Genomic DNA, 23,986 nt, shown 5'->3' on the forward strand with positions numbered 1-23,986 from the left:
CCCCGTCCCCCCCGCGGCGGCCGCGGCGGGGGTGCCACCCGCCCGCGCGGCGGCGCCCCCCCCACTCCCCCACGCCCCCGGGGGCGCGAGGGGTTCTCCAGTGAAGGAGCGACTTGCATGCGCAACAACCAGTCCCGCGCGGCCCGGTCGGCCGCGGCCGTGGCCGCCGTGGCGCTCGTCGTGACCACCGCCGCCGTGGTCGGCTCGCAGTCCGCGGCGGCCGCCGCCGGTTGCCGGGTCGACTACGCGATCGGCTCGCAGTGGCCCGGCGGGTTCACCGCCACCGCGGTCGTGACGAACCTCGGCGACCCCGTGAACGGCTGGCGGCTGTCGTGGTCGTTCGCCGGCGACGAGCGGATCACGCAGTCGTGGAACGGGTCGCACACCCAGTCGGGCACGCAGGTCACCGCGGTCAACGCCGCGTGGAACGGGACCATCGCCACCGGCGCGACGGCGTCGTTCGGGTTCAACGCCTCCTCCAGCGCGCGCTCCACGCCGCCCTCGGTGTTCACCCTCAACGGCACGGTGTGCACCGGCTCCACCACGACCACCACGACAACGACCACCACGACAACGACGACCACCACCACGACCGACACGACCACGACGACGACCACGACGACCCAGCCGAGCCGCCCGGCGATCGAGAACAACTTCGCCGTCACCAGGGAAGCCGCCTACGGCGACAACCGGTTCACCGTGTTCCGCCCGAGCAACCCGCAGGCGGTCGACCGGCCGCTGCCCGTGCTGGCCTTCGGCAACGGCGCGTGCGCGCACACGAACAACAGCGAGGTCACGCGGGCGCTGACGTTCGTCGCGTCCAAGGGCTTCGTCGTGGTGGACACCGGCTCGGTGGACGGTTCGCCGAACGGCGTGCCCAGCGGCTCGCCCATCCCCTCCCTGCTGACCGACGCGATCACGTGGGCCGAGCGCGAGCAGAACCGCTCCGGGTCGCCGCTGCGCGCGCGGCTGGACCTGACCAAGGTGGCCACCGCGGGCCACTCGTGCGGCGGTCTGGAGGCGCTCGTCGCCGCCCAGGACCGGCGGGTGTCCGGCGTGGTCTCGCTGAACAGCGGCTTCTTCGCCGACGGCTCGTTCGGCTACCCCCGCTCCGAGGTCGGCAAGCTGCACTCGCCCGCGTTGTTCCTCGACGGCGGCCCGTCCGACGTCGCCTACGCCAACAACCAAGCCACCTACGACCTGGCCACGGTGCCCGCCGTGCTGGCCAGGCAGCCGGAGGCCGGTCACGTCGGCTTCATCACCGGCAACCAGATGGTGGACGGCATGACGACGGTCGTGCAGTTCCTCGACATGGTGCTCAACGGCAACCAGACGGCCCGCGCCTACATCCTGAGCCCGTCGGGGCTGGCGGCCAAGGCGCCGTGGACGGTGGCGCGGAAGAACTTCTGACCGGCACCGACCGACCGGGGGAAGGACCGCCCCCCCCCGGAACCCGGGCGGGGCGGTCACGACCACCGCGGTCAGATGAAGCGCCACAGGTGGTCGTTGGTGCCGTTGTCGTCCCAGAGGACGATCTGGGCACCCCGGGCGGTGGAGGCGCCGTTGACGCCGAGCACGCGCCCGCCGTTGCCGCACTGGATGCGGAAGTAGCCGTTCGCGCCGTAGCGCAGCCGCCAGCGGTGGTCGTTGGTGCCGTTGTCCGCCCACTGCAGGACCCGCGCGCCGTTGGCGTTGGCCGCGTTCTCGACGCCGAGGACCTTGCCGCTGTTGGAGTTGCGCAGCCGGAACCAGCCGTCGGGGTCGAGGACGGCCGTCCACAGGTGGTCGGCGGTGCCGTGGGGGTGCCCCCGGGCGCCCCAGCCGGGCCCCCCCCCCCCCCCGGGGGGGGCCCCCCCCCCGCCCCCCCCGGGGGGGGGGGGGGGGGGGGGCCCCCCCCCCCCCCCCCCGCGGCCGCCGTCGGCGGTGGACATGTCCTGCACGCCCAGCACCAGGCCGCTGGCCAGGTTCTGGATCCGGCGGGCCCCGGAGGGCACGAAGCGCCAGCGGTTGTCCGCGCTGCCGTTGTCCGGGTCCTGCACGGCCTGGGCGCCCGCCGAGGTGGCGCCGTTGAGGATGCCGAGCAGCTTGCCGCTGTTGGCGTTGCGGATCTTGTGGGTGCCGTCGCCGTTGTCCAGGACGGTCCACCGGTGGTCGGCCGTGCCGGTGTCGCCCCACTGGAGGACCCTGGCGTTGTCCGCGGTGGACATGTTCTCCACGCCGAGCACCTTGCCGCTGTTGAGGTTGCGCAGCCGCACCGCGCTGCCGTCGGCGACGAGCTGCCAGTTGTGGTCGGCCGTCCCGGTGTCGTTCCACTGCACGGCGAGGCCGCCGTCGGCGGTGGACATGTTCTGCACGCCCAGGACCAGGCCGCTGGCCGCGTTGAACAGCCGGTAGCCGGCGTCCGACGTGCCACCGCCGCCGCCGGTGCTCCAGTAGACCGTGTAGTTGTAGCCGTGGGCGTCGTAGAACGGGCCCAGGTTGACCGTCGCGCCGTCGGCGCGGGCGGCGAACGCCAGCGTCGAGGTGCCGGTGCGGGTGATCGAGGTCGGGTCGAGGGACGGCAGCCGGCTCAGGGCGGTGTTGCCGTAGTTGCCGGACAGCACGACCGGCCCGTAGGTGATCGCGGCGACGGCGGCGTTGTCGTTGGCGGGCTGCATCACCACGCGCATCGGCAGGCGGACGGTGACCACGTCGCCGGACGTCCACGACCGGGTGAGCGAGGCGTAGGCGCCGGGGGTCGTGGCGAGGTCCTGCGCCGTGCCGTTGACGCTGACGGTCGCGCCGCTGGTCCAGGACGGGATGCGCAGGCGCATGGTCCACGACCCGCTCACGTTGCCGGTCACGGTCAGCGTGGTGGTGTCGGAGGCCGGGTAGGTCGTGGTCTGCGTGACGGTGATCCCCCGTTGCGCCCAGGTCAGCACCGAGGGCGTGTAGAGGTTCACGGTGAGCGTGGTGCCGCTCTGGAAGTAGATCGAGTTGGCCAGCGACGTGTTGACCTCCAGCGCCGTGCCCTGGCAGCACCAGAACGTGGTGTAGTCGGTGCTCCAGTTGCCGCCGCCCCAGGCCGGTCCGGTGTTGCCGCGCCGGTGGCCGGGGTTGAGGCCGGTGAAGTAGCAGATGTGGCCGTGCGGGTCGGCCGGGTTCTGCTGCCCGAGCAGGTGGTTGAGCAGGGCGCGCTCGTAGAAGTCGAAGTAGGCGACCCGGTTCGGGTCGAGCAGCCACAGCTCGCGGGTCAGCTTGAGCATGTTGTAGGTGTTGCACGCCTCGGCCGTGTCGGTGTTGAGGTAGGCGGCGATGGCGTTGGGGGCGCGGAAGTGCTCGGCCTGGCTGTTGCCGCCGATGACGTAGGTGTGCGCGCCCACGGTGATGTTCCACGCGTTCGACGCGATGTCGCGGTAGCGGGTCGTGCCCGTGGCCTTGTACTCGCGGGCCGCGCCGATCCACTTCGGCACCTGGGTGTTGGCGTGCAGGCCGTTGAGCCGGTCCTGGTTCGCGGCCAGCGGGTCGAACACGGCGGCGTGGTCGAACCGCTGCGCGGCGGTGAGCCACCGGGCGTCGCCGGTCTGCTGGTACAGGTCGGTCAGCACGGCGTTCATGCCGCCGAACTCGGTGCCCAGCACGCGCTGCATCTGGCTGTAGGACAGCCGGCCGGTGCGCCAGTCCACCCAGCCCGCGAACCGCAGCAGCACGTCGCGGGCCTGGGTGTTGCCGATGTGCCGCCACACGTCCAGCAGGCCCGCCAGGGTCTTGTGCAGCGCGTAGTAGGACACCGACTTCGGCGAGCCGGCCTCCATCGCGTCGAAGTCGGATTCCGGGAACCCGGACAGGTACCCGGTGTTGAACCCGGCCGCGGCGTTGTTCGCCTGGCACTTGGCCAGCTCCGCCACCATGTAGTTCGCGCGGTCCCGGCACGTGGTGTCGCCGAGCACCGCCCACGCCTGCGCCCACGCGCTGAGGAAGTGGCCCTGGCTGTGCGTGCGGAACGGGAAGTTCGGCGCTTCCCAGCCGCCGAGCGCCGCCGCGCCGTTGGTGGACAGCCGGTGGTTGGCGCGGAAGTTGTAGAGCAGCCGGTCGACGTCGACGAACTTCAGGTACGACAGCGTCCGGCTCTGGTTCTCCATCCAGCGGCCGGGGCTCAGGCGCACCTCGCCCAGGTCGAACGGCTGCGCGGACACGCCGAGGTCGCCGCGGACCGGCGGGACGCTCGCCGCGGCGGCGGAGCCCGTGGTCACGCCGGGCACGGTCGTCGCGACGGCCGCGACGCCCACGGCTTGCAGCAACGTGCGGCGGCTCAAGGGTGAGGGCATCAGCTCTCCTGTGGGTCGGGTGGCGGCCGGCAGTCGTGCCTGCCGCCACGCACGGCGAAGCGGGGTGGTGATCCCGCCGCGGGTTCGCGGTCGCGTCGATCGCGTGGCGCGCACGGCGGCGTGACCGGCGGGATCGGCCCGTCGGTGGTGGAGGAGGCGTGGGGACGCGGGGTGCGGGTGGTCGCGCGAGGTGGGTCCGGCCCGATGGGTCCGGCCCGATGGGTCTGGCCCGGCCGATCGAGCCCGGCCGATCGAGCCCGGCCGACTCGGCCCGGTGGGTCCGGCCCGGCCGATCCGGCCCGGTGAATCCCTGGTCGGTGGACCCGACCCGGTGTGGCCCGCCGGGTTCGACCCGCTGGTTCGGGGCGGTGGGTTCGGGGCGGGGCGCGCGGTGTGGAGCTACTGCGGTGGCGACCCGGTTGGCCTCGGCGCGGCGGCCGGTTGGTGTGTTCGTCGCATCGGAGTCCCATCGTCGTCGTTGACGAGCGGTCGTGCCGGCGGATGCGTGACCGACTCGGGCCCGGCGGCCCGGATGTCAGCACAGTAGCCATCGCCGGAGCGGGCCGTCAACGGAGCGCGGAGGCTAAAATGTTCGCGTTCACTTTAGCCGCCAACCGCCGGATAGACCGTCGAACGAGCGTCAAATTGGTTGGTACTACGCCAAAACGGCACGATCACCCTCGCGCTGACCCAGCGACCGGCCACGCGACCGGACCACGTATGTGAACGCAAACATCGACGTGGTGACCACCGCCGGGCCGCCGTGCGCGAGAGGCGTCGCTACATCGATCGAGTGGTTCCGCGGCAACCGGCGTACTCACCGCGCCCCGACGCCGACGTTAGTGGCGAGGGCAGCGGGCGGAGGGGACGGCATGGCCGAGCAGACGAACGTGGGAGTCGGTGACAGCGAGGCCGGACCGGGGACCGACGAGCCCCGGGACGACCGGCGGCAGCGCCGTGGCCGGTGGTGGCGGCGCTTCCGGCCGGAGCTGAAGGTCGAGGGCACCGCGGACGGCATCGGCGTCGCCGGCGTCGGCGTGGCGGGGCTGGTCGTGGCGTTGGCGGGAGCGGCGCTGTGGTGGTTCGTCATCCACGACGCGAAGGTGTCCGTGCCGAACCTGACCGGCATGTCGCAGGTCGGCGCGGAACTCCGGCTGAAGGAGGACGACCTCGTCGTCCGGCAGACCCTCACCGAGCCCTCGGCGCTGGCCCCCGGTTCCGTGGTGCGCACCGACCCGCCCGCCGGGACGAAGCTCGCGAAGGGCGACGGCGTGGTGCTCTACCTCGCCGGGCCGGCGACCGGCGACCCGTCCCAGCCGACGACCGCGCCACCGCAGCCCACCCACCTCGTGCCGCCGCCCCCGACCGTCGGCGGTCAGCGGCCGACCGTCGCGCCGACCCTGCCCACCCGGGAGCCCGATCCCGGACCGTCGAGCACGCGGCAACCCGACCCCGAGGTGTCCGACGCGCTGCCCGAGTCGCACGCCACGCACGTCGAGCGGGACCTGGTGATCGGCCGCTACAACTGGGTCGACCTGGACACCGGGGCGTACAGCCCCGCCAACGGCGGCGACCTGTACTTCGGGCAGGACGCGAACACGGGCGCGTTCCACCTGCAACCGATGTCCTCCGGCGGCGCGGACGAGGTCGGCACGGCCGCGCGCGCCTACGCCACGTGCGCCGGGGCGTCGCCCACGACCGACCAGATCCCGCTCGACACCCTGCCCGTCGGCACGGTGATCTGCGTGCGCACGGACGAGGACCGGCTGTCCGCCGTGGAGATCACCGGCGCCAGTGAGGGACCGAACGGGCGGGACCTGCACGTCTCCTACACGACCTGGGAACGCTGACCGGACGTGCGCCGCGTCCGACGACCGGGGTGTCCTGAACGTTGAATTCGGGGTACCTGAACGTAGGACACGGTGGTTCTGAACGTAGGACTCACGCGGGTTCGGGGCGCACGCCGGTGTAGACGCCGATCGGGCGGAAGCGCAGGCCGGGTTCGCGGTACTCCTCGATCGCGTGCGCGAGCCAGCCCGCGCAGCGCGCCAGCGCGAAGATCGCCTCGCCGGCGTCCGGGCGCAGGCCGAACGCGTGCATCAGCGCCGCCAGGGCCAGGTCGACGTTCGGGAACGTGCCCGCGCCGGGCGTCACCGCGTCCACGACCGCCATGACGTCGCGGGCGGCGGCGTGGCGGCGCAGGGCGGTGAGCAACGCGTCCGCCCGCGGGTCCCTGGTGCGGTAGACGCGGTGGCCGAAGCCGGGGACGCCACCGGTGCGCTGCCGTTCCGCCAGCGCGCCGAACGGGTCCTCCGCCGCGTCGCGCAGGAACCGGTACGCCAGCGTGCTCGCGACGCCGTGGTACTGGCCGTCCACCGCGCCGAGGCCGGCCGACACCGCGGCGTACGGGTGGGCGCGGGCGCTGGCCGCCACCCGCACCGCGACCGTGGACACCGCGAGGTCGTGGTCGGCGAGCAGCACGAGCGCCAGGTCGAGCAGCCCCGGGTCGACGGGCCGGTCGCCGAGCTTGCCCGCCAGGCGGTGGGCGAGGGAGTCGCCGTCGCCCGGGTCGCCGGGCAGGGCGTCGGCGAACACGCCGATGAGCCGCCTGCCGACCCGGACCACGGCGGCCGGCGACAGGTCGAACCGCAGCGGGTCGGTCGCCCCGAGCACGGCCGCGGCGACCTTGAACCGGTCCGTCGTCCGCGCCGCGTCCGGCAGCGCGGCCAGCGCCGCGCCGACCGTGCCGACCGCCGCCGGATCGACGGGGAACGGTTCGCCGTCGCGCAGGTCGCCGGTCCACAGCAACTCGGCCACCGACTCGAACCCGTACGACGACGCGAGGTCGGTGACGCGGTGGCCCCCGTAGTGCAGTTCGTCGCCGTCGAGCAGGGTCAGCTCGGTGCGGATCCGCTCGACCGCCCCGGAGGGAGGGCGTTCCTCCCGGCCGCGGGCCACGAACGCCTCGACCTCGGCCTGCGCGAAGAAGCTCCCCCGCCGCCCCGGCAGCCGCACGCTGCGCAGCATGCCCCGGCTGGCGTAGGCGTAGACGGTCTCGGTCTTCACGCCGAGCCGTCGCGCCACCTCGGCGGTGGTCAGGTAACGCTCGTCACTCCCGGTCGCCACGACCTGCGACTCCTCGTCCATGTTGACTGCATCAACGTTGACAATAGTTGATTCACGAATCGACAGTGAGCCCAGGTCGACGAGGAGGTTGTTCATGGACGCACCGGCTGGCCTGCGCGATGTCGTGGTCACCACCACCGAACTGGGTGACGTGCGCGGCGACGAGGGCTTCTACCACTACCGCGGCTACCCGGCGATCGAGCTGGCCCGGACCCGGGCGCTGGAGGACGTCTGGTTCCTGTTCCTCGAAGGCCGGCTGCCCGACCCGGCCGAACGCGCACGCTTCGCCGAGGACGTCGCCGCCCGGCGGCACCTGCCCGACGAGGTGCGCGAGGTGCTACCCGCCGTCGCCCGCGCGGGCGACCGGTTCGCCCCGATCGCGGGCCTTCGCACCGCCCTGTCGGTGCTCGCCGCGGCCCGCGGCCTGCCGCCGGTCTGGGACGCCGCGCCCGAGCGCCGCCGGGCCGACGCCCTGCTGGTCGCCGCCGTCACGCCGACCGTGCTGGCCGCGCTGCACCGGCTGCGCGCCGGCCTGGAGCCGCTGGAGCCGCGGGCCGACCTGTCCGCGGCGGCGAACTGGCTGTACCTGCTCACCGGCGAGGTGCCCGACGAGGCGCGGGCCGCCGCCGTGCAGAGCTACCTGGTGTCCACTGTGGACCACGGGTTCAACGCCTCGACGTTCACCGCCCGCGTCGTCGCGTCCACCGGGTCCGACGTGGTCTCCGCGGTCGCGGCGGCCATGGGCGCGTTCGTCGGACCGCTGCACGGCGGCGCGCCGGACCGCGCGCTGGACGGCCTGGACGAGATCGGCTCGCCCGACCGCGTCGACGCCTGGGTGCGGGAGAAGGTGCGGTCCGGCGACCGCGTCATGGGGTTCGGGCACGCCGTCTACCGCACCGAGGACCCGCGGGCGCGGATGCTGCGCGACATCGCGCTCGACCTCGGCCGGCGCGGGTTCGACCCGGACCTGGCCGAGTTCGCGACGACCGTCGAGCGGCGCGTGGTCGAGGTCCTGGCCGAGCTGAAGCCGGGACGCGCGCTCTACGCCAACGTCGAGTTCTACGCGGGCGTCGTGATGGCGCAGTGCGGCATCCCCAGGTCGATGTTCACGCCGACGTTCGCCGTGGGCCGGGTCATCGGGTGGGCCGCCAACGTGCTGGAGCAGGCGGCCGGCGGCAAGGTCATCCGCCCGGCGGCCCGCTACGTGGGCCCACCCGCCCCGCGACCGCTCCCGACCACCGTGCCGACCGGGGCGTGACCGCGCACCTCCCGCAGCCGGGCGGCGAGGGCACGCACCTCCGGCGGCCGGGCGGCGAGGGCACGCACCTCCGGCGGCCGGGCGGCGAGGGCACGCGCCGCCCGTCCGCGCCGTCGTGGTGCGCGGCCGGCGGGTGGAGGGCTCCTAGTGGGCCGGTTTGCGGGCCTCGACGAGGAAGCGGCGGGAGTGGGCGACGAACGGGCCCTCGTCCCGGATCCGCTCGTGCAGCGACCGCAGTCGGTCCCGGTACTTCGCGGCGGTGAAGTCCGGGACGAACCAGATCACCTTGCGCAGGAAGTAGACCATCGCCCCGACGTCGAAGAACTCCATCCTCAGCTCGGCGGTCCGCAGGTCCACCACCTCCAGGCCGGCCGCCTCCGCCCTCGCCCGGGCGAGGTCCGGGTCGCGGTCGCGGCGACCCGTCGGCCGGGGGCCGAGGAAGAAGTCGTAGACCTCGTGGCCGCTGTCCGGGCCGACCTGCTGGGAGAGGTAGGTGCCGCCCGGCGCGAGCACGCGGGCGATCTCGTCCCAGTGGACGGCGACCGGGTGGCGGCTCGTGACCAGGTCGAACGTGCCGTCGGCGAACGGCAGCGGCGGCTCGTCCGGGTCGGCGACCACGACCACGCCCTTGGCCCGCAGGTTCTCCTGGGCACGGGCCAGGTTCGGCGGCCAGGACTCGGTGGCGACCATCGCCTTGGCCGCGCGTTGCGGCACCCCCGCGAGGACTTCGCCGCCGCCCGTCTGGACGTCCAGGCTCATGACCGCCCGGCCGATCCGCTCCCCCATCAGCCGCTGGTACCCCCACGGCGGGCGCTCCTCGGTGGCCCGGCCGTCGAGCCAGGAGAAGTCCCACCCGGTGACGTCGACCGCGTCCGCCTCCGCCACCAGTGCGTCGAAACCGTCGTCCATGATCGGGATGGTCACACGCCACCGCGCCGGGCGGCCACCGCATTACGCCCGTCCCCGCTTCGACCGCTCCCCGGGGTGCGATCCCGCTCCCCCGCCGCCGAAACCGTCACCCGACCCACCGCGCGGACCCGGCGGCAAGGGCGCGACCCCGCTCCCCGCCGCCGAGCCCCGTCACCCACCCAACCCACCCGCGCGGACTCGGGGGGGAACGGCGCGGCCCCGCTCCCCGTCACCCGATCCGTTCGAACAGCGCGGTCAGGCCCAGGCCGCCGGCGATGCCGAGCATCGCCAACCCCTGCGCGCCGGCCGGGGCCGCTTCGCGCACCAGCTGCGTGTGCAGGCGCGTCACCAGGATCGCGCCGGACGCCCCGTACGGGTGGCCCAGCGCGATCGCGCCGCCGTCCCGGTTGACCCGCTCCTCGGCGATCGACAACGCGTCCAGCGAGGCGAGCACCTGGGCGGCGAACGCCTCGTTGAACTCGATCGCCGCCACCGAGCCCAGGTCCAGCCCCGGCCGCCGGACGAGCAGGCGGCGGGTCGACTCGACCGGGCCGATGCCCAGCAGGTTGGGGTCCACGCCCGCCGAAGCGCCGTCCACGAAGCCCAGCACCGGACCGACCCCGAGCCGCCGCGCCTTCGCCAGGCTCGTCACCAGCATCGCGCTCGCGCCGTCGTTGAGCGGGCACGAGTTGCCGGCCGTCACCGTGCCGCCCTCGGCGAAGACCGGGCGCAGCGCGGCCAGCGCCTCCGCCGAGGTGTCGGGCCGGGGGCACTCGTCCGCCTCCACCACGCCGCCGCGGGTCGGCACCGGGACGATCTCGGCGCGGAAGCGGCCCGCCGCCGCGGCGGCCGTGGCGCGCCGGTGGCTGCGCAGCGCGAACGCGTCCTGGCGGGCCCGGTCGACGCCGAACGCCCGCGCCACGTTCTCCGCCGCCTCGCCCATCTCCGGGTCGCCGACCGAGTCCGGCGCGAACCGGGCCCGCGCGTAGAAGCGGGGCATCCCGGTCGGGCGGGTCGGCCGTTCCGCCCGCCACGGCGCGGTGCTGGTGCTCTCGACCCCGCCCGCCAGGTAGCAGTCCCCCGCGCCGGCGGCGACCAGGCGCGCGGCCAGCACCACCGCCTCCAGCCCGGACCCGCACTGCCGGTCCACGGTCACGCCCGGCACGTCGACCGGCAGCCCGGCGGTCAGCGCGGCCAGCCGGGCGACGTTGCCGCCACCGCCGGCGGCGTTGCCGATGACGACGTCGTCCACCTCGCCCGCCGCCACCCCGGCCTCGGTCAGCACGGCCCGCAGCACGGGGGCCAGCAGGTCCTCCGCCCGCACGGCCGCGAACGCGCCGCCCGCGCGCCCGACCGGCGTGCGCCGGGCGGCGACCACGACGGGGCGGCGGTCGTCAGGCGGGTAGCTGGACGAGTCGGCTGTCGCCATGGTCGATCCACTCCTCGATCCGGGCGCGGGCGGTCTTGCCGCTGCGCGTGAGCGGCCACTCGCGGGCGGCGTAGACCCGGCGCGGCACCTTGTGGCGCGGCAGGTGGTCGGCGCTGCGGCGGAGCACCTCCGCCTGCGTGAGGTCGAACGCGCCGGGACCGGTCACGACCGCCACCAGCACGCTGCCCAGGTACTCGTCGGGCCGGCCGACCACGACGGCGTCCTCCACCCCGTCCAGCCGCCGCAGCGCCTCCTCGACCTCGCCGGGGTAGACGTTGTGGCCGCCGGTGATCACCATCGACCCCGCGCGGCCGACCAGGTGCAGGCCGCCCGCGTCGTCGAGCCACCCGTGGTCGCCCACGGTGGCCCACTCGCCGTCGGTGCGGAACGCCTGCCCGTCGTCGCCCCAGACGTACCCGGAGCTGACGAGCGGGCCGCGCACGTGGACCTCGCCCGGCGTCCCGGTCGGCACGGCGCGGCCCTCCGGGTCGCGGACCTCCAGCTCCACGCCCGGGAACGGGAGGCCGACCGCGTCGGGATCCCCGTCGGCCCCGGCGTCCGGCGGGGTGTGCCGCACGGTCACGAAGCTCAGCTCCGACGCGCCGTAGTACTCGTGCACGTGGGCGTGCGGGAAGAACGCCCGGGCGCGGGCCAGGGTGGCGGGGTCGAGCTTGGCCCCGCTGCTGACGATGGCGGTCACGCCGGGGTACGGCCCGGGCGCGGCGGCCAGCTCCCGGTGCAGGCCGCGCAGCATGGTCGGCACGACGACGAGCCGCGTCACCGACCCCAGCCCGGCACGCACCGCCCCGGCGTCGAACCGGGGCAGCGTCGCGAACGCCGCCCCCTCGTGCAACGCCTCCACCAGGGCGTACAGCCCCAGCCCGTGGGAGAGCGGACCCGGCGCCAGGATGTGGTCGTCCGGGCCGACCCCGAACACGTCGCGGGCGTGCGCGAGGCTCGCGCGCCACGTGCCGCGCGCCCGGGAGAACGCCTTGGGCAGCCCCGAGGTGCCCGAGGTGAAGCCGATCAGGAACGTGCTGCCCGGGTCGCCGGGCGCCAGCTCGCGCGCGGGGTCCACGCCGCGGAGCCCGTCGAGCCAGTCCTCGTACGAGTCGCCGACGACCAGCACCGGCGCGTCGGTCTCGACCGGCCGGGAGGTCACCACCAGGTCGGGCCGCAACCGGCGCAGCACCTCGGCCGTCCGCGCGGGCGGCCAGGCCGGGTCCAGCACCGCGCACGCGCCGTCGCCGGCCGTGCCGCCGACGACCAGCTCGGCGAAGGCGGGCGAGTTGCCCACGTCGATCGCGAGCAGGGGACGCCCCGGTCGCCGCGGCCGCAGACCCGCCGCGACGGCCGCCGCGCGCTCGGCCAGCTCGCCGTACCCGATCCGGTGCCCCGGCAACCGGAACGCGGTGGCGTCGGGACGCTCGCGCCACCACCTGACCACCCGTTCGGCGACGGGCATCACTTCACCGGCATGGGGTACGCGCGACGGACGCCGTGCACCACCAGCGCGGTGATGGCCGCCTTGACCAGGTCGCCGGGGACGAACACGAGCCCGCCCACGAGCGCCTGGCCGAGCGACAGCCCGCCGGCGACCGACAGCCACGGGATGCCCACCAGGTAGACGGCGAGGATGCCGCCGACGACGCACGCCGCGAAGTACGCCCCCACCTGCGCCCACCGGCTGCGCAGCCGCAGCACCCAGTGCTTGACCAGCAGCCCGGAGACCAGCGCGCCGAGGATCCAGCCGACCACGTACCCGCCGGTCGCGCCGAGGAAGACGCCGATCCCGCCCCGACCGCCGGCCAGCACGGGCAGGCCGATCGCGGTCAGCAACGCCACCAGGGCGCAGGCCAGCGCGCCGCGCACCGGTCCCAGCGCCGCGCCGGCGAGCATCACGCCGAGCGTCTGGAGCGTGATCGGCACCGGCACCACGCCGAGGGTGACGGGCGGGACGAGCCCGAGCGTGACGATGATCGCGGCGAACAGCGCGATCATCACGACGTCCCTGGTGGTGATCCCGGTTTCGTTGCGCGTGGCCATCACGTGGTCTCCCGGCCGGTGGGGTGGGGTGGTGGGTAACAGCGGGCGTCGATCGCGTCCGCGATGTCGTCGGCCGACTTCAGGACCCGCACGACCAACGGCACGATCAGGGCCACCGGGCTCGCGCGCAGCCCGCGCGCGGCCTGCGCCTCCCGGATCTCGTGGTAGCGGCGGGACACCTCGGGCACGAACCGCAGCACCAGCGACACGCCCAGGCTGATCTTCGCCGGGTTCGCCAGGCCGAGCCCGGCCAACGGGGTCAGCAGCCGCTCGAAGAACTCCAGCACGTCGCTCGCCCGGGTGCTCGACGTGACCGCGAGCGCGAGCAGGAGCAGCGCCAGCAGCCGGCACACGCTCGTGACGGCGGCGTGGACGTCCTGGAAGACCGCCGTGGCGGTGAAGATCACGGCGAGCATGACGAGCAGGCCGGCGAGTTGGCGGCGCAGCGTGGCGAGCGGCGGGCGCACCGAGGCGAGCAGCGCGGCGGCCACCGCGGCGGCCGACCCGAGCACGACCGCGTCGTCGGTGAGGAACAGGGCGATGCCCGTCACGAACAGCGCGCCGAACTTCCACCCCGCCGGCAGCCGGTGCAGCGGTGTGCGCCTCCTCACGTACAGCGAGAGGCTCACGAGCAGTGCTCCCGGTACCACGCCACGGCGTCGGCCGGGTCGCCGTCGCGGGCGATGCGGCCCTGGTGGACGACCAGCACGCGGTCGAAGCCGTCGAGCAGGTCCAGGTCGTGGGTGACGACCACGGCCGACTGGGGCATGCGCGCGATGGCGTCCCGGATGCGGTTGCGGTTCTTCAGGTCCAGCAGCGTGGTCGGTTCGTCGAACACCACCACGTCCGGTCGCATGACCATCACCGCGGCCAGCGCGACCAACTGCTTCTCGCCGCCGCTGAGCAGGTGGCTCTGCCGGTCCGCGAGGTGCCCGATGTCGAATTCCGCCAACGCGTCGGCCACCCGCCCCGGAATTGTGCTCTTGGGCACACCGAGGTTCTTCAACCCGAATGCGAGGTCCTCGGCGACGATCGGGAACACGATCTGGTTGTCGGGGTTCTGGAAGACGAAACCGACTTTCGCTCGCACTTCCCGCGCGTGCTCGACGGTGTCCAGCCCGTCCACCCGGACGCGGCCCGCGGCCGGCCGCACCAGGCCGTTGAGCAGCCGGGCGAACGTGCTCTTGCCCGAGCCGTTCTCGCCGATGACGCCGATCCGGCGCTCGGCGAGCCGGGCGGTCACGTCGACCAGCACGGGACGGCCGTCGAAGGACACGTGCACGCCGTCCAGTTCGAGGACGGGCGCGGTGGTCGGGGTGGGCGAGGGCGCGCCCGCGGCTCGCGTCATGCCGAGGAGGCGCCGGCCGTGGCGCTCAGCGCCGCGTGGACGTGCGGGGGCACCGGTTCGGCGCGCCGGGTGGCGGGGTCCACGCACACCCACACCACCGTCGCCTCGACGGCGGGCGCGTCCGCGCCGACCGGTCGGACCTCGGCGGCGAACGTGAGGCTCGTGCGGCCGACGCGGTCCACCCGGGCGGTGATGTCCACCACGTCCTCGAAGCCGACCGGCGACCGGTAGACGAGCTCGACCTTCTTCACGTGGTAGGCGAGTTCGGTCGACGCCGGGTCGAACTGCGCGGCGAGCCCGTTCTCCCGGAGGAACTCGTTGATCGCGTCTTCGACGTAGGCGACATAACGCCCGTTGTGCACGTTTCCGTGCATGTCGACATCGGAGAACGAGATCCTCGTCCGCACGTGCGCTCCTCCCGATGACCGGCCCATTGTCGTGGCGCTCCCGGGCATTGTCCATATGATGACCGACGACTTCCCGCGGAGGTGCGCTTGTACCGGTCGATCGTGCGGTCCTTCGGCAACGCCGTCGACGTCGTGGAGGTGGAGGAGTACGAACCGCCCCGCCCCGGCCCGGACGAGGTGCTGGTGCGCATGACCGCCGCCACCGTCAACCCGTCCGACCTGGTCACGATCGCCGGCGCGTACCGGTCGCGGACCACCCTGCCGTTCGTGCCCGGTTTCGAGGGCGTGGGCGTGGTGGAGCGGGTCGGCGCGGAGGTCACGGGCCTGGCCGCGGGCGACCGGGTGCTGCCCATCGGCACGTCCGGGGCGTGGCAGCAGGTCAAGCCGACGCAGGCCCGGTGGTGCTTCCGGGTGCGCCCGGAGCTGACCGACGAGCAGGCCGCGACCTGCTACATCAACCCGCTGACCGCGCGGCGGATGATCGACGAGCACGTCGTGCCGCGCGGCCGGCCGCTCGTCGTGGTCAACGCCGCCGGGTCGGCCATCGGCCTGATGCTCGCCCGGATGCTGCACCGGCTGGGCGTCCCGGCTATCGGCCTGGTCCGCCGCGACCCCGACCGCCCGGAGCTGGCCGCCACGCCCTGGACCGCCGTGCTGGCCACCGACCGGCCCGACTGGCACCACGCGCTGCGGGACCTCACCGACGGGCTGGGTCCGGAGGTCGTGCTGGACGCCGTGGGCGGCGAGGAGGGCGAACGCCTCGCGCTGGGCACCCGCGTGGGCGGCTGCCTGGTGCACTACGGCCTGCTGTCCGGGCGGCCGCTGCCCGTCGACCTCGCCGCCCGCCGGCCGGACCTGACCGTCCGGCTGTTCCGGCTGCGCGACTGGGTGCACGCCGGCGGTCACGCCGAGATCCAGCAGGCCCTGGACGAGGCGGGCGGGCTGGTGCTCGACGGGGTGGCCGCGTCCCGGGTCCAGGGCCGGTTCCCGCTGGACCAGCTCACCACGGCCATCCAGCGCAGCGTCGCGTGGGGACGCGCGGGCAAGGTGATCATCACCCCGTGACGGTGCGCCCCCCGGTTGTGAGGGGCGCACCGCGTCCGGTCAGGGGCTGGTGCAGGTGAGCGCGGCGCCCGTGGGGCTGCTGCCGCTGGCGATGAACCCGAACGTGGTCGACGCGTTGGCCGCGAGCGAGCCGTTCCACGACGCGTTGCGGACCGCCGCCTGCATGCCGCTGCCGACCAGCTCGCCGCTCCAGACCTGGGTGATCTGGCCCGAGGGCAACGTCCACCGCACGGTCCAGCCGGTGATCGCCGACCCGGCGGTCACCGTCACCTCGCCCTGGTAGCCGCCCTGCCACGAGTTGACCGTCCGGTAGGAGGCCGCGCACGCGCCGGTCGGGGGCGTGCCCGTCGTGGTCGTGGTGGTGGTCGTCGTGGTGGTCGTGGTCGTCGTCGTGGTGGTCGGGGTGTCGGTGGGTGCGACGGCGCGGCCGGTGGTGGGGGAGATCATGCCGGCGCAGAGGTTGCGGGAGGCGAGGTTGGCGGCGATCTGGGGGATGGCGTTGATGGTGGTCTGGTAGCCGTCGTGCATGAGGATGACGCCGCCGTTCTGCAGGGTGGAGGCGGCTTGGACGATCTGGGCGGTGGTGGCGTTGTTCCAGTCCTGGGAGTCGACGTTCCAGAGGACTTCGGTGAGGCCGAACTGGGCCTGGACGGTTTTGAGGGTGTTGTTGGTCTCGCCGTAGGGGGGTCGGAAGAGTTTGGGTGCGGTGCCGGTGGCGTTCTGGATCGCCTGTTGGGTCTGGGAGATCTCGGTGGTCATCTGGGTTTGGTTGAGTTGGGTCATGTGGGGGTGGGACCAGCTGTGGTTGCCGATCCACATGCCGGCGTCGCGTTGCGCGCGGGCGAGGGCGGGGTTGGCCTGGACGGCGTTGCCCTGGTTGAAGAAGGTGGCGCGCAGGCCGGCGGAGCGCAGGGCGTTGAGCAGTGTGGTGGTGGTGGCGGGTTTGGGGCCGTCGTCGTAGGTGAGGGCGACGTAGCCGGCGGAGCAGTCGGCGGCGCCGGCGGGGCTGGGCAGCGCGACGGCCAGCGCGCCGAGCAGGCCGACCGCGCCGGCCAGGGCCGCGGCCAGGCGTCGTCGCGCGCCACGGGTCACCGGCCTGCCGGCGACGGTGACAGCAGTTCTGGACATCACTTCCTCCAAGAGGTCGAGCCGGGTCCGAAACTTGCGATACCTGGATTTGACGCTTTCGCAAACTAGGATGCGTGATTGCGGGCGTCAAGGGGTTGAATAACGCCTATAGAGACGCAAGACAGCAGGTAGAGCCGCCGGTAGGGCTAATCGGACCACCGATGCGACTGCCGAAAATTTCGGCCTGCGGGGCTCAACGGCGTCACGCGGAACGCTCGCCGGAGGCCGGTGACGCCGCCCGGAAGGCCCGCCGGTAGGCACCCGGTGTCGTCCCCACCAGCACGCGGAACCGGCGACGCAGGGCGAGGGCCGACCCGAGACCGACCCGGGCCGCGATCGCCTCCACCGGCAGGTTCGTCTCCTCCAGCAGGGTGCGCGCCTCGGCCACCCGGCGGGCCAGCAGCCACGCGCCCGGACTCGTGCCGAGCTGGTCGGCGAAGCGGCGGGCCAGGGTGCGGGGCGAGACGCGGGCGTGCGCCGCGAGGTCGCCCACGGACAGCGGCGTCCCGAGGCGGGCGGCGGCCCAGTCGAGGAGGCCGTCCAGCGCCTCCGCGGGCGGTGCGGGCGGCGGCGGGGGCGGCTGGTCGCCCTCGCGGTGCGGCGGCATCACCATGTGCCGGGCGAGCCGGGCGGCGTAGGCCGCGCCGTGGTCCCGGCGGACCAGGTGCAGGCACAGGTCCAGCCCCGCGCCCGCCCCGGCGCTCGTGGCCACGTCTCCGTGGTCCACGTAGAGCACGCCCGTCTCCACGCGCACCGCGGGGAACTCGCGGCGCAGCTGCTCGGCCCGTGCCCAGTGCGTGGTGGCCGAACGCCCGTCCAGCAGCCCCGTGCGGGCCAGCGCGAACACCCCGGAGCAGATCGTCACGAGCCGCGCGCCGCGGGCGTGCCCGGCCAGCAGCGCGTCCCGCACCGGCGCGGACAGCGGCGCCTCCACCGGGGCCCAGCCCGGGATGAGCACGGTGTCGGCGGACGCGAGCGCGGACAGGTCCCGCCGCACGACCATGGAGTACCCGGCCGTCGTGGGCACCGGACCGGGCGTCTCCGCGCACACGTCGAACTCGTAGTGCCGCGGTATCCCGGCCCGCTCGGTGCCGAAGACCTCGACGGCGCAGCCCAGCTCGAACGTCGACTGCACCGGACGCACCAAGGCCACCACTCGATGCATGGCAGGAAAATACCCAAGGGCGTCCGGGCCGGCACTGTCCCGGCACGCGGCGCGGGCGGCACCGTGGTGGGCATGCACCCGGAGATCCTGGACCAGGAGGGCTACACCTCCGCCACCGTCGCCGAATCCCCCGTCCGCGAGCTGTTCCCCGGCGTCCGCGTCCGTCCCCTGTGGACCGGGCCGACGGGCGCGCACGCCAACGTGCTGGAGATGGACCCGGGCGCGTCCTGGCCGCACCGCGACGTGCACGAACCGGGGCCGGAGGAGGTCTACGTGCTCACCGGCACGTTCCACGACGGCGCGCGCGACTACCCGGCCGGGACGTTCCTGCACGCCCCGGCGGGCACGTGGCACGTCCCCGCGACCGCCACCGGCTGCACGCTGTTCCTCTTCTACCCGGAGGGTTGACCCGGCGGCACGGCGTGGTCTGTGCGCCGGGCCGCCGGCGGCGTCACCCCTTGAACGGGTTGACGTCACCGATCAGGTCGGCCAGCGGCCGCAGCAGGTCGAAGACGACCTCCCTCACCGGCGGCACCAGGATGACCACCGCCACCAGCAGCGCCACGTACGGGGCCAGACCGCCCTTGCGCTTCGACGCCATGCACACCCCCGGATGCGTTGCCCGTCACAGCATGGCACGGCGGCGACCGGCTCCGTGACCGGTGTCGAACGGCGGAACCCGGTGGCGTCCGGACGCGTCCGACGCGTCATGGCAATCGGCCGATCGGCGACCAGGTCCGCGGTGGTGCTCGCGCTCGCCCTGACCACCGTGGTGCTCGACCCCGCGACGTCCGGGGCGTGCGCGTGCGGGGCGTTCGTGGCGAACGACGAGCTGCGCGCCCAGCAGGAGACCGCGCTGGTCGAGCTGACCGGCCGCACCGAGTCGATCACCCTGTCCGTGCGGGCGCGGTCGGAGGCGACGCAGGCGGCGTTCCTGATGCCGGTGCCCGCCCGCGCCCGGTTCGAGGTGGCCGACGGCGAGCTGTTCGGCGAGCTGGACCGGATCAGCCGCCCGGACGTCGAGGTGCGGCGCGTGGTGGTGGACGGCGACGGCGTGGGCGGCGCGCCGCGGTCGGACCAGGGCGCGACCGTCGTGGACCACGTCGAGGTCGGGCCGTACGAGGTCGCCCAGCTCGCCGGCACGGACGCGACCGCCGTGGCGGACTGGCTCGGCGACCACGACTTCACCCTGCCCCCCGCGCTCGGGACCGCGCTCGGGCCGTACCTGGCGGAGGGGTGGCTCGTCGTCGCGGTGCGGTTGGCCCCGGCGTCGGGCAGCCTGGCCGGCGGCCTGCCGCCGATGCGGCTGGCGTTCGAGACCGACACCCCGGTCTACCCGATGCGGCTGTCCGCCACCGCCGAGGTCGTCCAGCCGCTGCGCCTGTACGTGCTGGCCGACCACCGGGTGGACGTCGGCAACCCGGCCCCGGGCGGCCGCCCGCCGGACCTGACGTTCGCGGGCCCGGTGGAACCGCACCCGGACCACCCGGCGCTGTCCGCGATGCTGCCCGGCCGCCGCTTCCTGACCCGCTACGACGGCGAGTTCAGCCCGACCCGCATCACCGACGACATCCTCATCACCCGCTCCGCGACCGACGAACCACACCGCGCCGTCGTCACCGTCACCGAGTACGTCCGCTCCTCGTGGCCGCTGCCGGGCGCGCCGCTCACCCTCCTGGGCCTGGCCGTGCTCGGCGGGGGCGTGTTCGCCGTGCGGCGCCTCGTCACCCGGCGGCGGGCGGGCCGGTCCGCGTGAAGCGGGCGCGCCGTCACCTCGCCGGGGTGTAGCGCCACAGCGTGTCGGCCTCGCCGTCGGCGATCCACAGGGTGCCGTCCCGTGCCGCGGTGATGCCGATCAACTGCTCCGCTCCCTCGATCGGGTGGAGGGTCATCTCACCGGACGTGGTGAGCCGGCCGATGCTCCGCTCGTCGGTGGTGAACCACAACGCGCCGTCCGCGCCGGCGGTGAGGTCGAACGGCTCCGCGCCGGGCGGCGTGGGGAACTCGGTGATCGCGCCCGCCACGGTGATCCGGCCGAGGCCGCGAGCGGTGGTGAACCACAGCGCGCCGTCGGGACCGGCCACGATCCGGCGCGGGTTCGCCGAGGTGGCGGGCAGGACCCAGCGGCGGTACTCGCCGTCCGTGGTCATCCGGCCGATGCCGTGCGGCCCGTCGACGATCATGAAGTTCTCGGTGAACCACAGCGCGCCGTCCGGCCCCGCGGCGATGCCCGACAGGTACGGGTTCTCACCCCCGGGGTCGAAGCGGTGGTGCGTGAGCGCGCCGGCCGCGCTGATCCGGCTGATCGCGGGAGGGTTCGTCTCGTTGGTGAACCAGATCGCGCCGTCCGGCCCCGCGGTCGGCGCCGCCGGGTACCCGAGCGGACCGCCGCTCCAGCCGGAGGGTCGGAGGTCCGTGGTGATCCGGCCGACCACCTGGTGCGCGGTGTACCACATCAGGCCGTCCGGACCGCGCACCACACCGTCCGGGCCGCCGGTGCCGCCCGGGAGGCGCACGTGGGTGACCGTGCCGTCCGCGCCGACCCGCGCCATCGCCTCACCGGAGGATTCCGTGCACCACACCGCGCCGTCCGGCCCCACGGCCGGGTAGCGCGGGAACGCGCCCTCGGGCAGCCGCACCGCGCGCACCTCTCCCCCTGGCCGGGACGCCGACGCCGAACCGGTCGCGGAACCGGTCGAACCGGTCGCGGAACCGGTCGAACCGGTCACGGGACCGGGCGGGGCGAACGGGGCGGGAGCGACCGAGCAGGCGGCCAGCAGCACACCCACCGCGGCGGCCGGCACCGACCGCGCGGACCTCCGGACCATGCGCGCCTCCCGCCGCGACCGACGCCGGCCGTGTCGCACCGGCCCGGCGATGCCCAACCCGAGTATGGTATCCACGCCGTCGCCCTCGCGGCGGCAGGTCACGGGGACCGGTGCGGATGACCAGCCGAACTCGGGGTTACGACGCGTTCATCTCCTACAGCCACCAGGCCGACGACGGCACCGCGGCACGCCTGCAACGCCTGGTCCGCCGGGTCGGCCGGCCGTGGTACCAGCGCAGTGGGCTGCGGATCTTCCGCGACCAGACCAACCTGGTGATGTCGGAGAGCCTCTGGGAGTCGATCGCCCGGGAACTGCGGCGCTCCCACCACTTCGTCCTCATCGCCTCGCCGCAGGCGGCGAAGTCGACCTGGGTGCGCCGCGAGGTCCGGTTCTGGCGCGACAACCGGGATCGCGCGACGTTCTCCGTGGTGCGCGTCGCCGGCACGATCGCCTGGGACGAGGAGGCGGGCGACTTCGACTGGGCCGCCACCGACGCGCTGCCGCCCGACCTGGCCGGCTGGTTCACCTCCGAACCGCACTGGGGCGACGTCGTCGCGGCGGACGAGCGGGAGCGGAGCGCACGACTGCGCGACGTGGCCGTGGCGATCGCCGCCCGCCTGTACGGCGTCGACAAGGACGAGCTGCACGACGAGGACGAACGCGAGTGGCGCCGGACCCGGCGCGTGCGGCGCGGCGCGGTCACCGCGCTCGCCCTGCTGTCCGCCCTGGCCCTGGTCCTGGGTGTCACGGCGGTCGTGCAGGGCGGCCGGGCGGACGACGAGGCGCGCGTCGCGCTGTCGCACCGGCTCGCCTCGGTGGCCGAGAGCCAGTTCGCCACGAACCTCGACGTGGGGAACCTGCTGGCGGTGCGGGCGTTCCGGACCGACGCCAACGCGCGAACGCGGGCCACGCTGTTCCGCGCCGTCACCGAGAACGGCACGCTGGTGCGCACGCTGCCCTTCGACCAGGACGTCGTCGAAGTGGCCACGAGCGCGGACGGTGGCGCGGTCGCCGTCGTCCTGCGCGACGGCGCGGTCCTGCGGTGGCGCCTGGACCAGCGCGAACCCGAGCGCCTGTTCCGGCTCACCGGCGAGCCGCGCGGCGTGTCGATGAGCGCCGACGGCGACGTCGTGGTGGCCGCGAGCCGGGACGGCGCGAGCCTCGCCCGTCCCGGGCGGCCGGTGGAACCCCTCGCCGTCCGCGCGGGGTGGCGCGTCCACGGCGCGGCGGTGTCACCGTCGGGGCGCACCGCCCTGCTGTCGGTCGCCGAGGACGTGTGGCAGGGCCGGATGGCGGTCACCGCGTTCCCGGTCGGCGACGGCCCGCTCACCGGCGCCGACCACGAGCAGGGCGCGGAGCGGGCGGCGGCCGCCGACCTGGTCGAGACCTCGGACGACGAGGTGTTCCTCCTCGACAGCGGGTACGGGTTCTGGGAGCGGCGGCGGCTGTCCGACTGGGCGGTGGTGGCGGCTTCGCGGGCCTCGTTCGGCACGGTGAACGACGGCGTCGCCGTCGCGGCGGACCGCGGCGCGTTCGGCTACACCAACGGATCGCCCACGATCCCGGTGTGGCGCACCGACCGCGAGACCGACATCGAACGGCCCCACCTGACCGCCCACGCGCCGATCGGCGATCCCGACGCGCTCGCGCTCAGCCCGGACGCCTCCCGGTTGGCCGTCGCCGAGGACCACACCGTCCACGTCGTCCCGGTGGGTGAGGTCGGCGCGCCGCCGACCGAGCCCGTCCGGCTGGTCGGCACCGGTCGGATCACGCCCGACACGCTGCGGTTCCTCGGCGCGGACGGCACCGCGCTGGTGGCGGCGTCGGGCAACCGGGTGGCGGTGTGGGACACGACGCGGGCCGACCGGATCAGCCGCACGTTCCCGGTCGACGTGGGCAGCGGGTGCTCCGCGTGCGGTCCGCCGCGGGTCGCCCCGTCGCCCGACGGCTCGCACCTGATCGCGTTCGACGGCGCGGGGTTCGCGGGCGTCGCCGGACCGACCGACCGGCCGGGGGCGGTCCGGCCTCTCCCCGACCTGGGCGCGAACCTGTACGCCGAGTACGGCCCGGCCGTCTGGGACCGCGAGGGCGACCGCGCGACGGTGCTGGTCGAGCCGCCCAGCGGCGGCAGCGCCGCGGCGGTGCCGGCCGGGTTGCCGGACTTCGTGCGCGGCGTGGCGGCGGGCGAACGGGCCGGTGGTGTGCTCGCCGCGGGCCTCACGTCGGACGGCCGCCAAGTGGTCGTGGTGGGCGTGGACGGCGGCATCGACCTGGTCGACCCCGCGACCGGCGCGACCCGCACCGTGGTGCCCGACCCGGGTGCGCCGGTCGGCCCGAAGCCGCCGAGGCTCCGCGCCGGCGCGGTCAGCGCCACCGGCGACCTCGCGGCCGTGCACGACGGGGACTCGGTGGTCGTGCGGGCGGTGCGCACCGGCGACGTGGTGGGCGACATCCCGGTGCCGGACCGGCAACCGCACCTGGTGTTCGTGCGCGACCGACTGCTGGTCCAGCGCGACTCCGGTGAGCTGGAGGTCTGGGACGAGCGGGGCGGGCGGCGGCTCGGCGCCATCGCGGGCGACGGCGGGTTCTTCAACCCGCCGGCCTCGAACGGCGCGCTGGTGGCACGGGTCCGCGACGACGGGTCCACCTCCTTGGCCGACCTGGACAGCGGCGCGGTGGTCGGCACGATCCCGGCGGGTCCGCCCGGACGCCGGGTCGGGGTGGGCTTCTCCGGCGACGGGACCGAGCTGGTGGCCGTGACCGAGGGCAACGACCTGGGCCGCGGCTCGGCGACCGTGCGGGACGTGTCCGACGAAGCCCTGGTGCGGACGGCGTGCGCCACGGCCGGCCGCGACCTGACCCCCGCCGAGTGGGACGCCCTGCTGGACGTGCCGGCGCCGGCGGACCTCACCTGCCGTTGACCCGCGCCCCGAACCTCGGGCGCAGCCGACCGGCGGACGGGCCGCGCGC

The 23,986-nt window shown here is 74.7% G+C and carries 20 protein-coding genes; 7 read left to right on the forward strand and 13 right to left on the reverse strand.

The window, feature by feature from the left end; genetic code table 11:
- Nucleotides 1-117 precede the first annotated feature (117 nt).
- Nucleotides 118-1,410 carry a cellulose binding domain-containing protein gene (locus ACFXGA_RS17955; RefSeq protein ID WP_378089163.1) on the forward strand — a complete coding sequence of 431 codons (1,293 nt, stop codon included), beginning with the start codon at nucleotides 118-120 and terminating at the stop codon, nucleotides 1,408-1,410.
- Between the two features lie 71 nt (nucleotides 1,411-1,481).
- Here the strand turns inward: ACFXGA_RS17955 and ACFXGA_RS17960 are convergent, their stop codons facing one another.
- A complete protein-coding gene (locus tag ACFXGA_RS17960) occupies nucleotides 1,482-4,307 on the reverse strand; it encodes a beta-L-arabinofuranosidase domain-containing protein (protein WP_378089165.1) in 2,826 nt (941 codons plus the stop codon).
- An 872-nt stretch (nucleotides 4,308-5,179) separates the two neighbouring features.
- Here ACFXGA_RS17960 and ACFXGA_RS17965 point away from each other — a divergent pair.
- The gene (locus ACFXGA_RS17965; RefSeq protein ID WP_378089167.1) at nucleotides 5,180-6,157 is read left to right on the forward strand and encodes a PASTA domain-containing protein; all 978 of its coding nucleotides are present in this window, start codon (nucleotides 5,180-5,182) and stop codon (nucleotides 6,155-6,157) included.
- Between the two features lie 91 nt (nucleotides 6,158-6,248).
- Here ACFXGA_RS17965 and ACFXGA_RS17970 read toward each other — a convergent pair whose 3' ends face one another.
- Nucleotides 6,249-7,529 (reverse strand): citrate/2-methylcitrate synthase, encoded by a 1,281-nt coding sequence (locus ACFXGA_RS17970; RefSeq protein ID WP_378089169.1) that lies wholly within the window; start codon nucleotides 7,527-7,529, stop codon nucleotides 6,249-6,251.
- Here ACFXGA_RS17970 and ACFXGA_RS17975 point away from each other — a divergent pair.
- Nucleotides 7,528-8,691, forward strand: coding sequence for a citrate/2-methylcitrate synthase (locus ACFXGA_RS17975; protein WP_378089171.1), 1,164 nt, complete (start codon nucleotides 7,528-7,530; stop codon nucleotides 8,689-8,691). The genes ACFXGA_RS17970 and ACFXGA_RS17975 overlap by 2 nt on opposite strands.
- Nucleotides 8,692-8,835: 144 nt before the next feature.
- Here ACFXGA_RS17975 and ACFXGA_RS17980 read toward each other — a convergent pair whose 3' ends face one another.
- The 7 genes from ACFXGA_RS17980 to ACFXGA_RS18010 form a co-directional block, all read right to left on the reverse strand.
- Nucleotides 8,836-9,600, reverse strand: a complete 765-nt coding sequence (locus ACFXGA_RS17980) for a class I SAM-dependent methyltransferase (protein ID WP_378089173.1) — start codon at nucleotides 9,598-9,600, stop codon at nucleotides 8,836-8,838.
- 229 nt (nucleotides 9,601-9,829) lie between these two features.
- Complete coding sequence (locus ACFXGA_RS17985) at nucleotides 9,830-11,029, reverse strand: thiolase family protein (protein ID WP_378089175.1); 1,200 nt, start codon at nucleotides 11,027-11,029, stop codon at nucleotides 9,830-9,832.
- Nucleotides 10,995-12,494, reverse strand: coding sequence for a class I adenylate-forming enzyme family protein (locus tag ACFXGA_RS17990; RefSeq protein WP_378089176.1), 1,500 nt, complete (start codon nucleotides 12,492-12,494; stop codon nucleotides 10,995-10,997). The genes ACFXGA_RS17985 and ACFXGA_RS17990 overlap by 35 nt, the downstream gene beginning before the upstream one ends.
- Nucleotides 12,494-13,075, reverse strand: a complete 582-nt coding sequence (locus ACFXGA_RS17995) for a biotin transporter BioY (protein WP_378089178.1) — start codon at nucleotides 13,073-13,075, stop codon at nucleotides 12,494-12,496. The genes ACFXGA_RS17990 and ACFXGA_RS17995 overlap by 1 nt, the downstream gene beginning before the upstream one ends.
- Nucleotides 13,075-13,704: an energy-coupling factor transporter transmembrane component T family protein gene (locus tag ACFXGA_RS18000; protein WP_378089180.1), complete on the reverse strand. Its 630-nt coding sequence runs from the start codon at nucleotides 13,702-13,704 to the stop codon at nucleotides 13,075-13,077. Before ACFXGA_RS18000 ends, ACFXGA_RS17995 begins: the two co-directional genes overlap by 1 nt.
- The gene (locus ACFXGA_RS18005; protein WP_378089182.1) at nucleotides 13,701-14,423 is read right to left on the reverse strand and encodes an energy-coupling factor ABC transporter ATP-binding protein; all 723 of its coding nucleotides are present in this window, start codon (nucleotides 14,421-14,423) and stop codon (nucleotides 13,701-13,703) included. Before ACFXGA_RS18005 ends, ACFXGA_RS18000 begins: the two co-directional genes overlap by 4 nt.
- Entirely contained in the window at nucleotides 14,420-14,830 is a 411-nt protein-coding gene (locus ACFXGA_RS18010) for an acyl-CoA thioesterase (protein ID WP_378089184.1), read from the reverse strand. The genes ACFXGA_RS18005 and ACFXGA_RS18010 overlap by 4 nt, the downstream gene beginning before the upstream one ends.
- Nucleotides 14,831-14,917: 87 nt before the next feature.
- Here ACFXGA_RS18010 and ACFXGA_RS18015 point away from each other — a divergent pair, with 87 nt between their 5' ends.
- Nucleotides 14,918-15,895 carry a zinc-dependent alcohol dehydrogenase family protein gene (locus tag ACFXGA_RS18015; RefSeq protein WP_378089186.1) on the forward strand — a complete coding sequence of 326 codons (978 nt, stop codon included), beginning with the start codon at nucleotides 14,918-14,920 and terminating at the stop codon, nucleotides 15,893-15,895.
- A gap of 39 nt (nucleotides 15,896-15,934) precedes the next feature.
- Here ACFXGA_RS18015 and ACFXGA_RS18020 read toward each other — a convergent pair whose 3' ends face one another.
- Together ACFXGA_RS18020 and ACFXGA_RS18025 are read right to left on the reverse strand one after the other, a co-directional pair.
- The gene (locus ACFXGA_RS18020; RefSeq protein ID WP_378089189.1) at nucleotides 15,935-17,023 is read right to left on the reverse strand and encodes a polysaccharide deacetylase family protein; all 1,089 of its coding nucleotides are present in this window, start codon (nucleotides 17,021-17,023) and stop codon (nucleotides 15,935-15,937) included.
- A 202-nt stretch (nucleotides 17,024-17,225) separates the two neighbouring features.
- On the reverse strand, nucleotides 17,226-18,188 hold the full coding sequence (locus tag ACFXGA_RS18025; RefSeq protein ID WP_378089191.1) for a GlxA family transcriptional regulator: 963 nt from the start codon (nucleotides 18,186-18,188) through the stop codon (nucleotides 17,226-17,228).
- 72 nt (nucleotides 18,189-18,260) lie between these two features.
- On the opposite strand from ACFXGA_RS18025, the gene ACFXGA_RS18030 reads away from it, so the two are divergent.
- Nucleotides 18,261-18,596 carry a cupin domain-containing protein gene (locus ACFXGA_RS18030; RefSeq protein ID WP_378089193.1) on the forward strand — a complete coding sequence of 112 codons (336 nt, stop codon included), beginning with the start codon at nucleotides 18,261-18,263 and terminating at the stop codon, nucleotides 18,594-18,596.
- A gap of 43 nt (nucleotides 18,597-18,639) precedes the next feature.
- Here ACFXGA_RS18030 and ACFXGA_RS18035 read toward each other — a convergent pair whose 3' ends face one another.
- Nucleotides 18,640-18,789: a hypothetical protein gene (locus tag ACFXGA_RS18035; protein ID WP_378089195.1), complete on the reverse strand. Its 150-nt coding sequence runs from the start codon at nucleotides 18,787-18,789 to the stop codon at nucleotides 18,640-18,642.
- Nucleotides 18,790-18,897: 108 nt separating this feature from the next.
- Here ACFXGA_RS18035 and ACFXGA_RS18040 point away from each other — a divergent pair, with 108 nt between their 5' ends.
- Nucleotides 18,898-19,944 (forward strand): DUF2330 domain-containing protein, encoded by a 1,047-nt coding sequence (locus tag ACFXGA_RS18040; RefSeq protein WP_378089197.1) that lies wholly within the window; start codon nucleotides 18,898-18,900, stop codon nucleotides 19,942-19,944.
- Nucleotides 19,945-19,957: 13 nt separating this feature from the next.
- Here the strand turns inward: ACFXGA_RS18040 and ACFXGA_RS18045 are convergent, their stop codons facing one another.
- Nucleotides 19,958-21,016, reverse strand: coding sequence for a virginiamycin B lyase (locus ACFXGA_RS18045; RefSeq protein WP_378089198.1), 1,059 nt, complete (start codon nucleotides 21,014-21,016; stop codon nucleotides 19,958-19,960).
- A 116-nt stretch (nucleotides 21,017-21,132) separates the two neighbouring features.
- Between ACFXGA_RS18045 and ACFXGA_RS18050 the strand changes: the two genes are divergently transcribed.
- Nucleotides 21,133-23,937 (forward strand): TIR domain-containing protein, encoded by a 2,805-nt coding sequence (locus ACFXGA_RS18050; RefSeq protein WP_378089200.1) that lies wholly within the window; start codon nucleotides 21,133-21,135, stop codon nucleotides 23,935-23,937.
- Nucleotides 23,938-23,986 lie beyond the last annotated feature (49 nt).

The organism is Actinosynnema sp. NPDC059335 (genome assembly GCF_042752395.1).
GTDB lineage: Bacteria > Actinomycetota > Actinomycetes > Mycobacteriales > Pseudonocardiaceae > Actinosynnema.

Coding starts and splice junctions, on each gene's coding strand:
- ACFXGA_RS17955 (WP_378089163.1), top strand. CDS start 118: ATGCGCAACAACCAGTCCCGCGCGGCCCGGTCGGCCGCGGCCGTGGCC.
- ACFXGA_RS17960 (WP_378089165.1), bottom strand. CDS start 4,307: ATGCCCTCACCCTTGAGCCGCCGCACGTTGCTGCAAGCCGTGGGCGTC.
- ACFXGA_RS17965 (WP_378089167.1), top strand. CDS start 5,180: ATGGCCGAGCAGACGAACGTGGGAGTCGGTGACAGCGAGGCCGGACCG.
- ACFXGA_RS17975 (WP_378089171.1), top strand. CDS start 7,528: ATGGACGCACCGGCTGGCCTGCGCGATGTCGTGGTCACCACCACCGAA.
- ACFXGA_RS17970 (WP_378089169.1), bottom strand. CDS start 7,529: ATGAACAACCTCCTCGTCGACCTGGGCTCACTGTCGATTCGTGAATCA.
- ACFXGA_RS17980 (WP_378089173.1), bottom strand. CDS start 9,600: ATGGACGACGGTTTCGACGCACTGGTGGCGGAGGCGGACGCGGTCGAC.
- ACFXGA_RS17985 (WP_378089175.1), bottom strand. CDS start 11,029: ATGGCGACAGCCGACTCGTCCAGCTACCCGCCTGACGACCGCCGCCCC.
- ACFXGA_RS17990 (WP_378089176.1), bottom strand. CDS start 12,494: ATGCCCGTCGCCGAACGGGTGGTCAGGTGGTGGCGCGAGCGTCCCGAC.
- ACFXGA_RS17995 (WP_378089178.1), bottom strand. CDS start 13,075: ATGGCCACGCGCAACGAAACCGGGATCACCACCAGGGACGTCGTGATG.
- ACFXGA_RS18005 (WP_378089182.1), bottom strand. CDS start 14,423: ATGACGCGAGCCGCGGGCGCGCCCTCGCCCACCCCGACCACCGCGCCC.
- ACFXGA_RS18020 (WP_378089189.1), bottom strand. CDS start 17,023: ATGTCCAGAACTGCTGTCACCGTCGCCGGCAGGCCGGTGACCCGTGGC.
- ACFXGA_RS18025 (WP_378089191.1), bottom strand. CDS start 18,188: ATGCATCGAGTGGTGGCCTTGGTGCGTCCGGTGCAGTCGACGTTCGAG.
- ACFXGA_RS18030 (WP_378089193.1), top strand. CDS start 18,261: ATGCACCCGGAGATCCTGGACCAGGAGGGCTACACCTCCGCCACCGTC.
- ACFXGA_RS18035 (WP_378089195.1), bottom strand. CDS start 18,789: ATGGCGTCGAAGCGCAAGGGCGGTCTGGCCCCGTACGTGGCGCTGCTG.
- ACFXGA_RS18040 (WP_378089197.1), top strand. CDS start 18,898: ATGGCAATCGGCCGATCGGCGACCAGGTCCGCGGTGGTGCTCGCGCTC.
- ACFXGA_RS18045 (WP_378089198.1), bottom strand. CDS start 21,016: ATGGTCCGGAGGTCCGCGCGGTCGGTGCCGGCCGCCGCGGTGGGTGTG.
- ACFXGA_RS18050 (WP_378089200.1), top strand. CDS start 21,133: ATGACCAGCCGAACTCGGGGTTACGACGCGTTCATCTCCTACAGCCAC.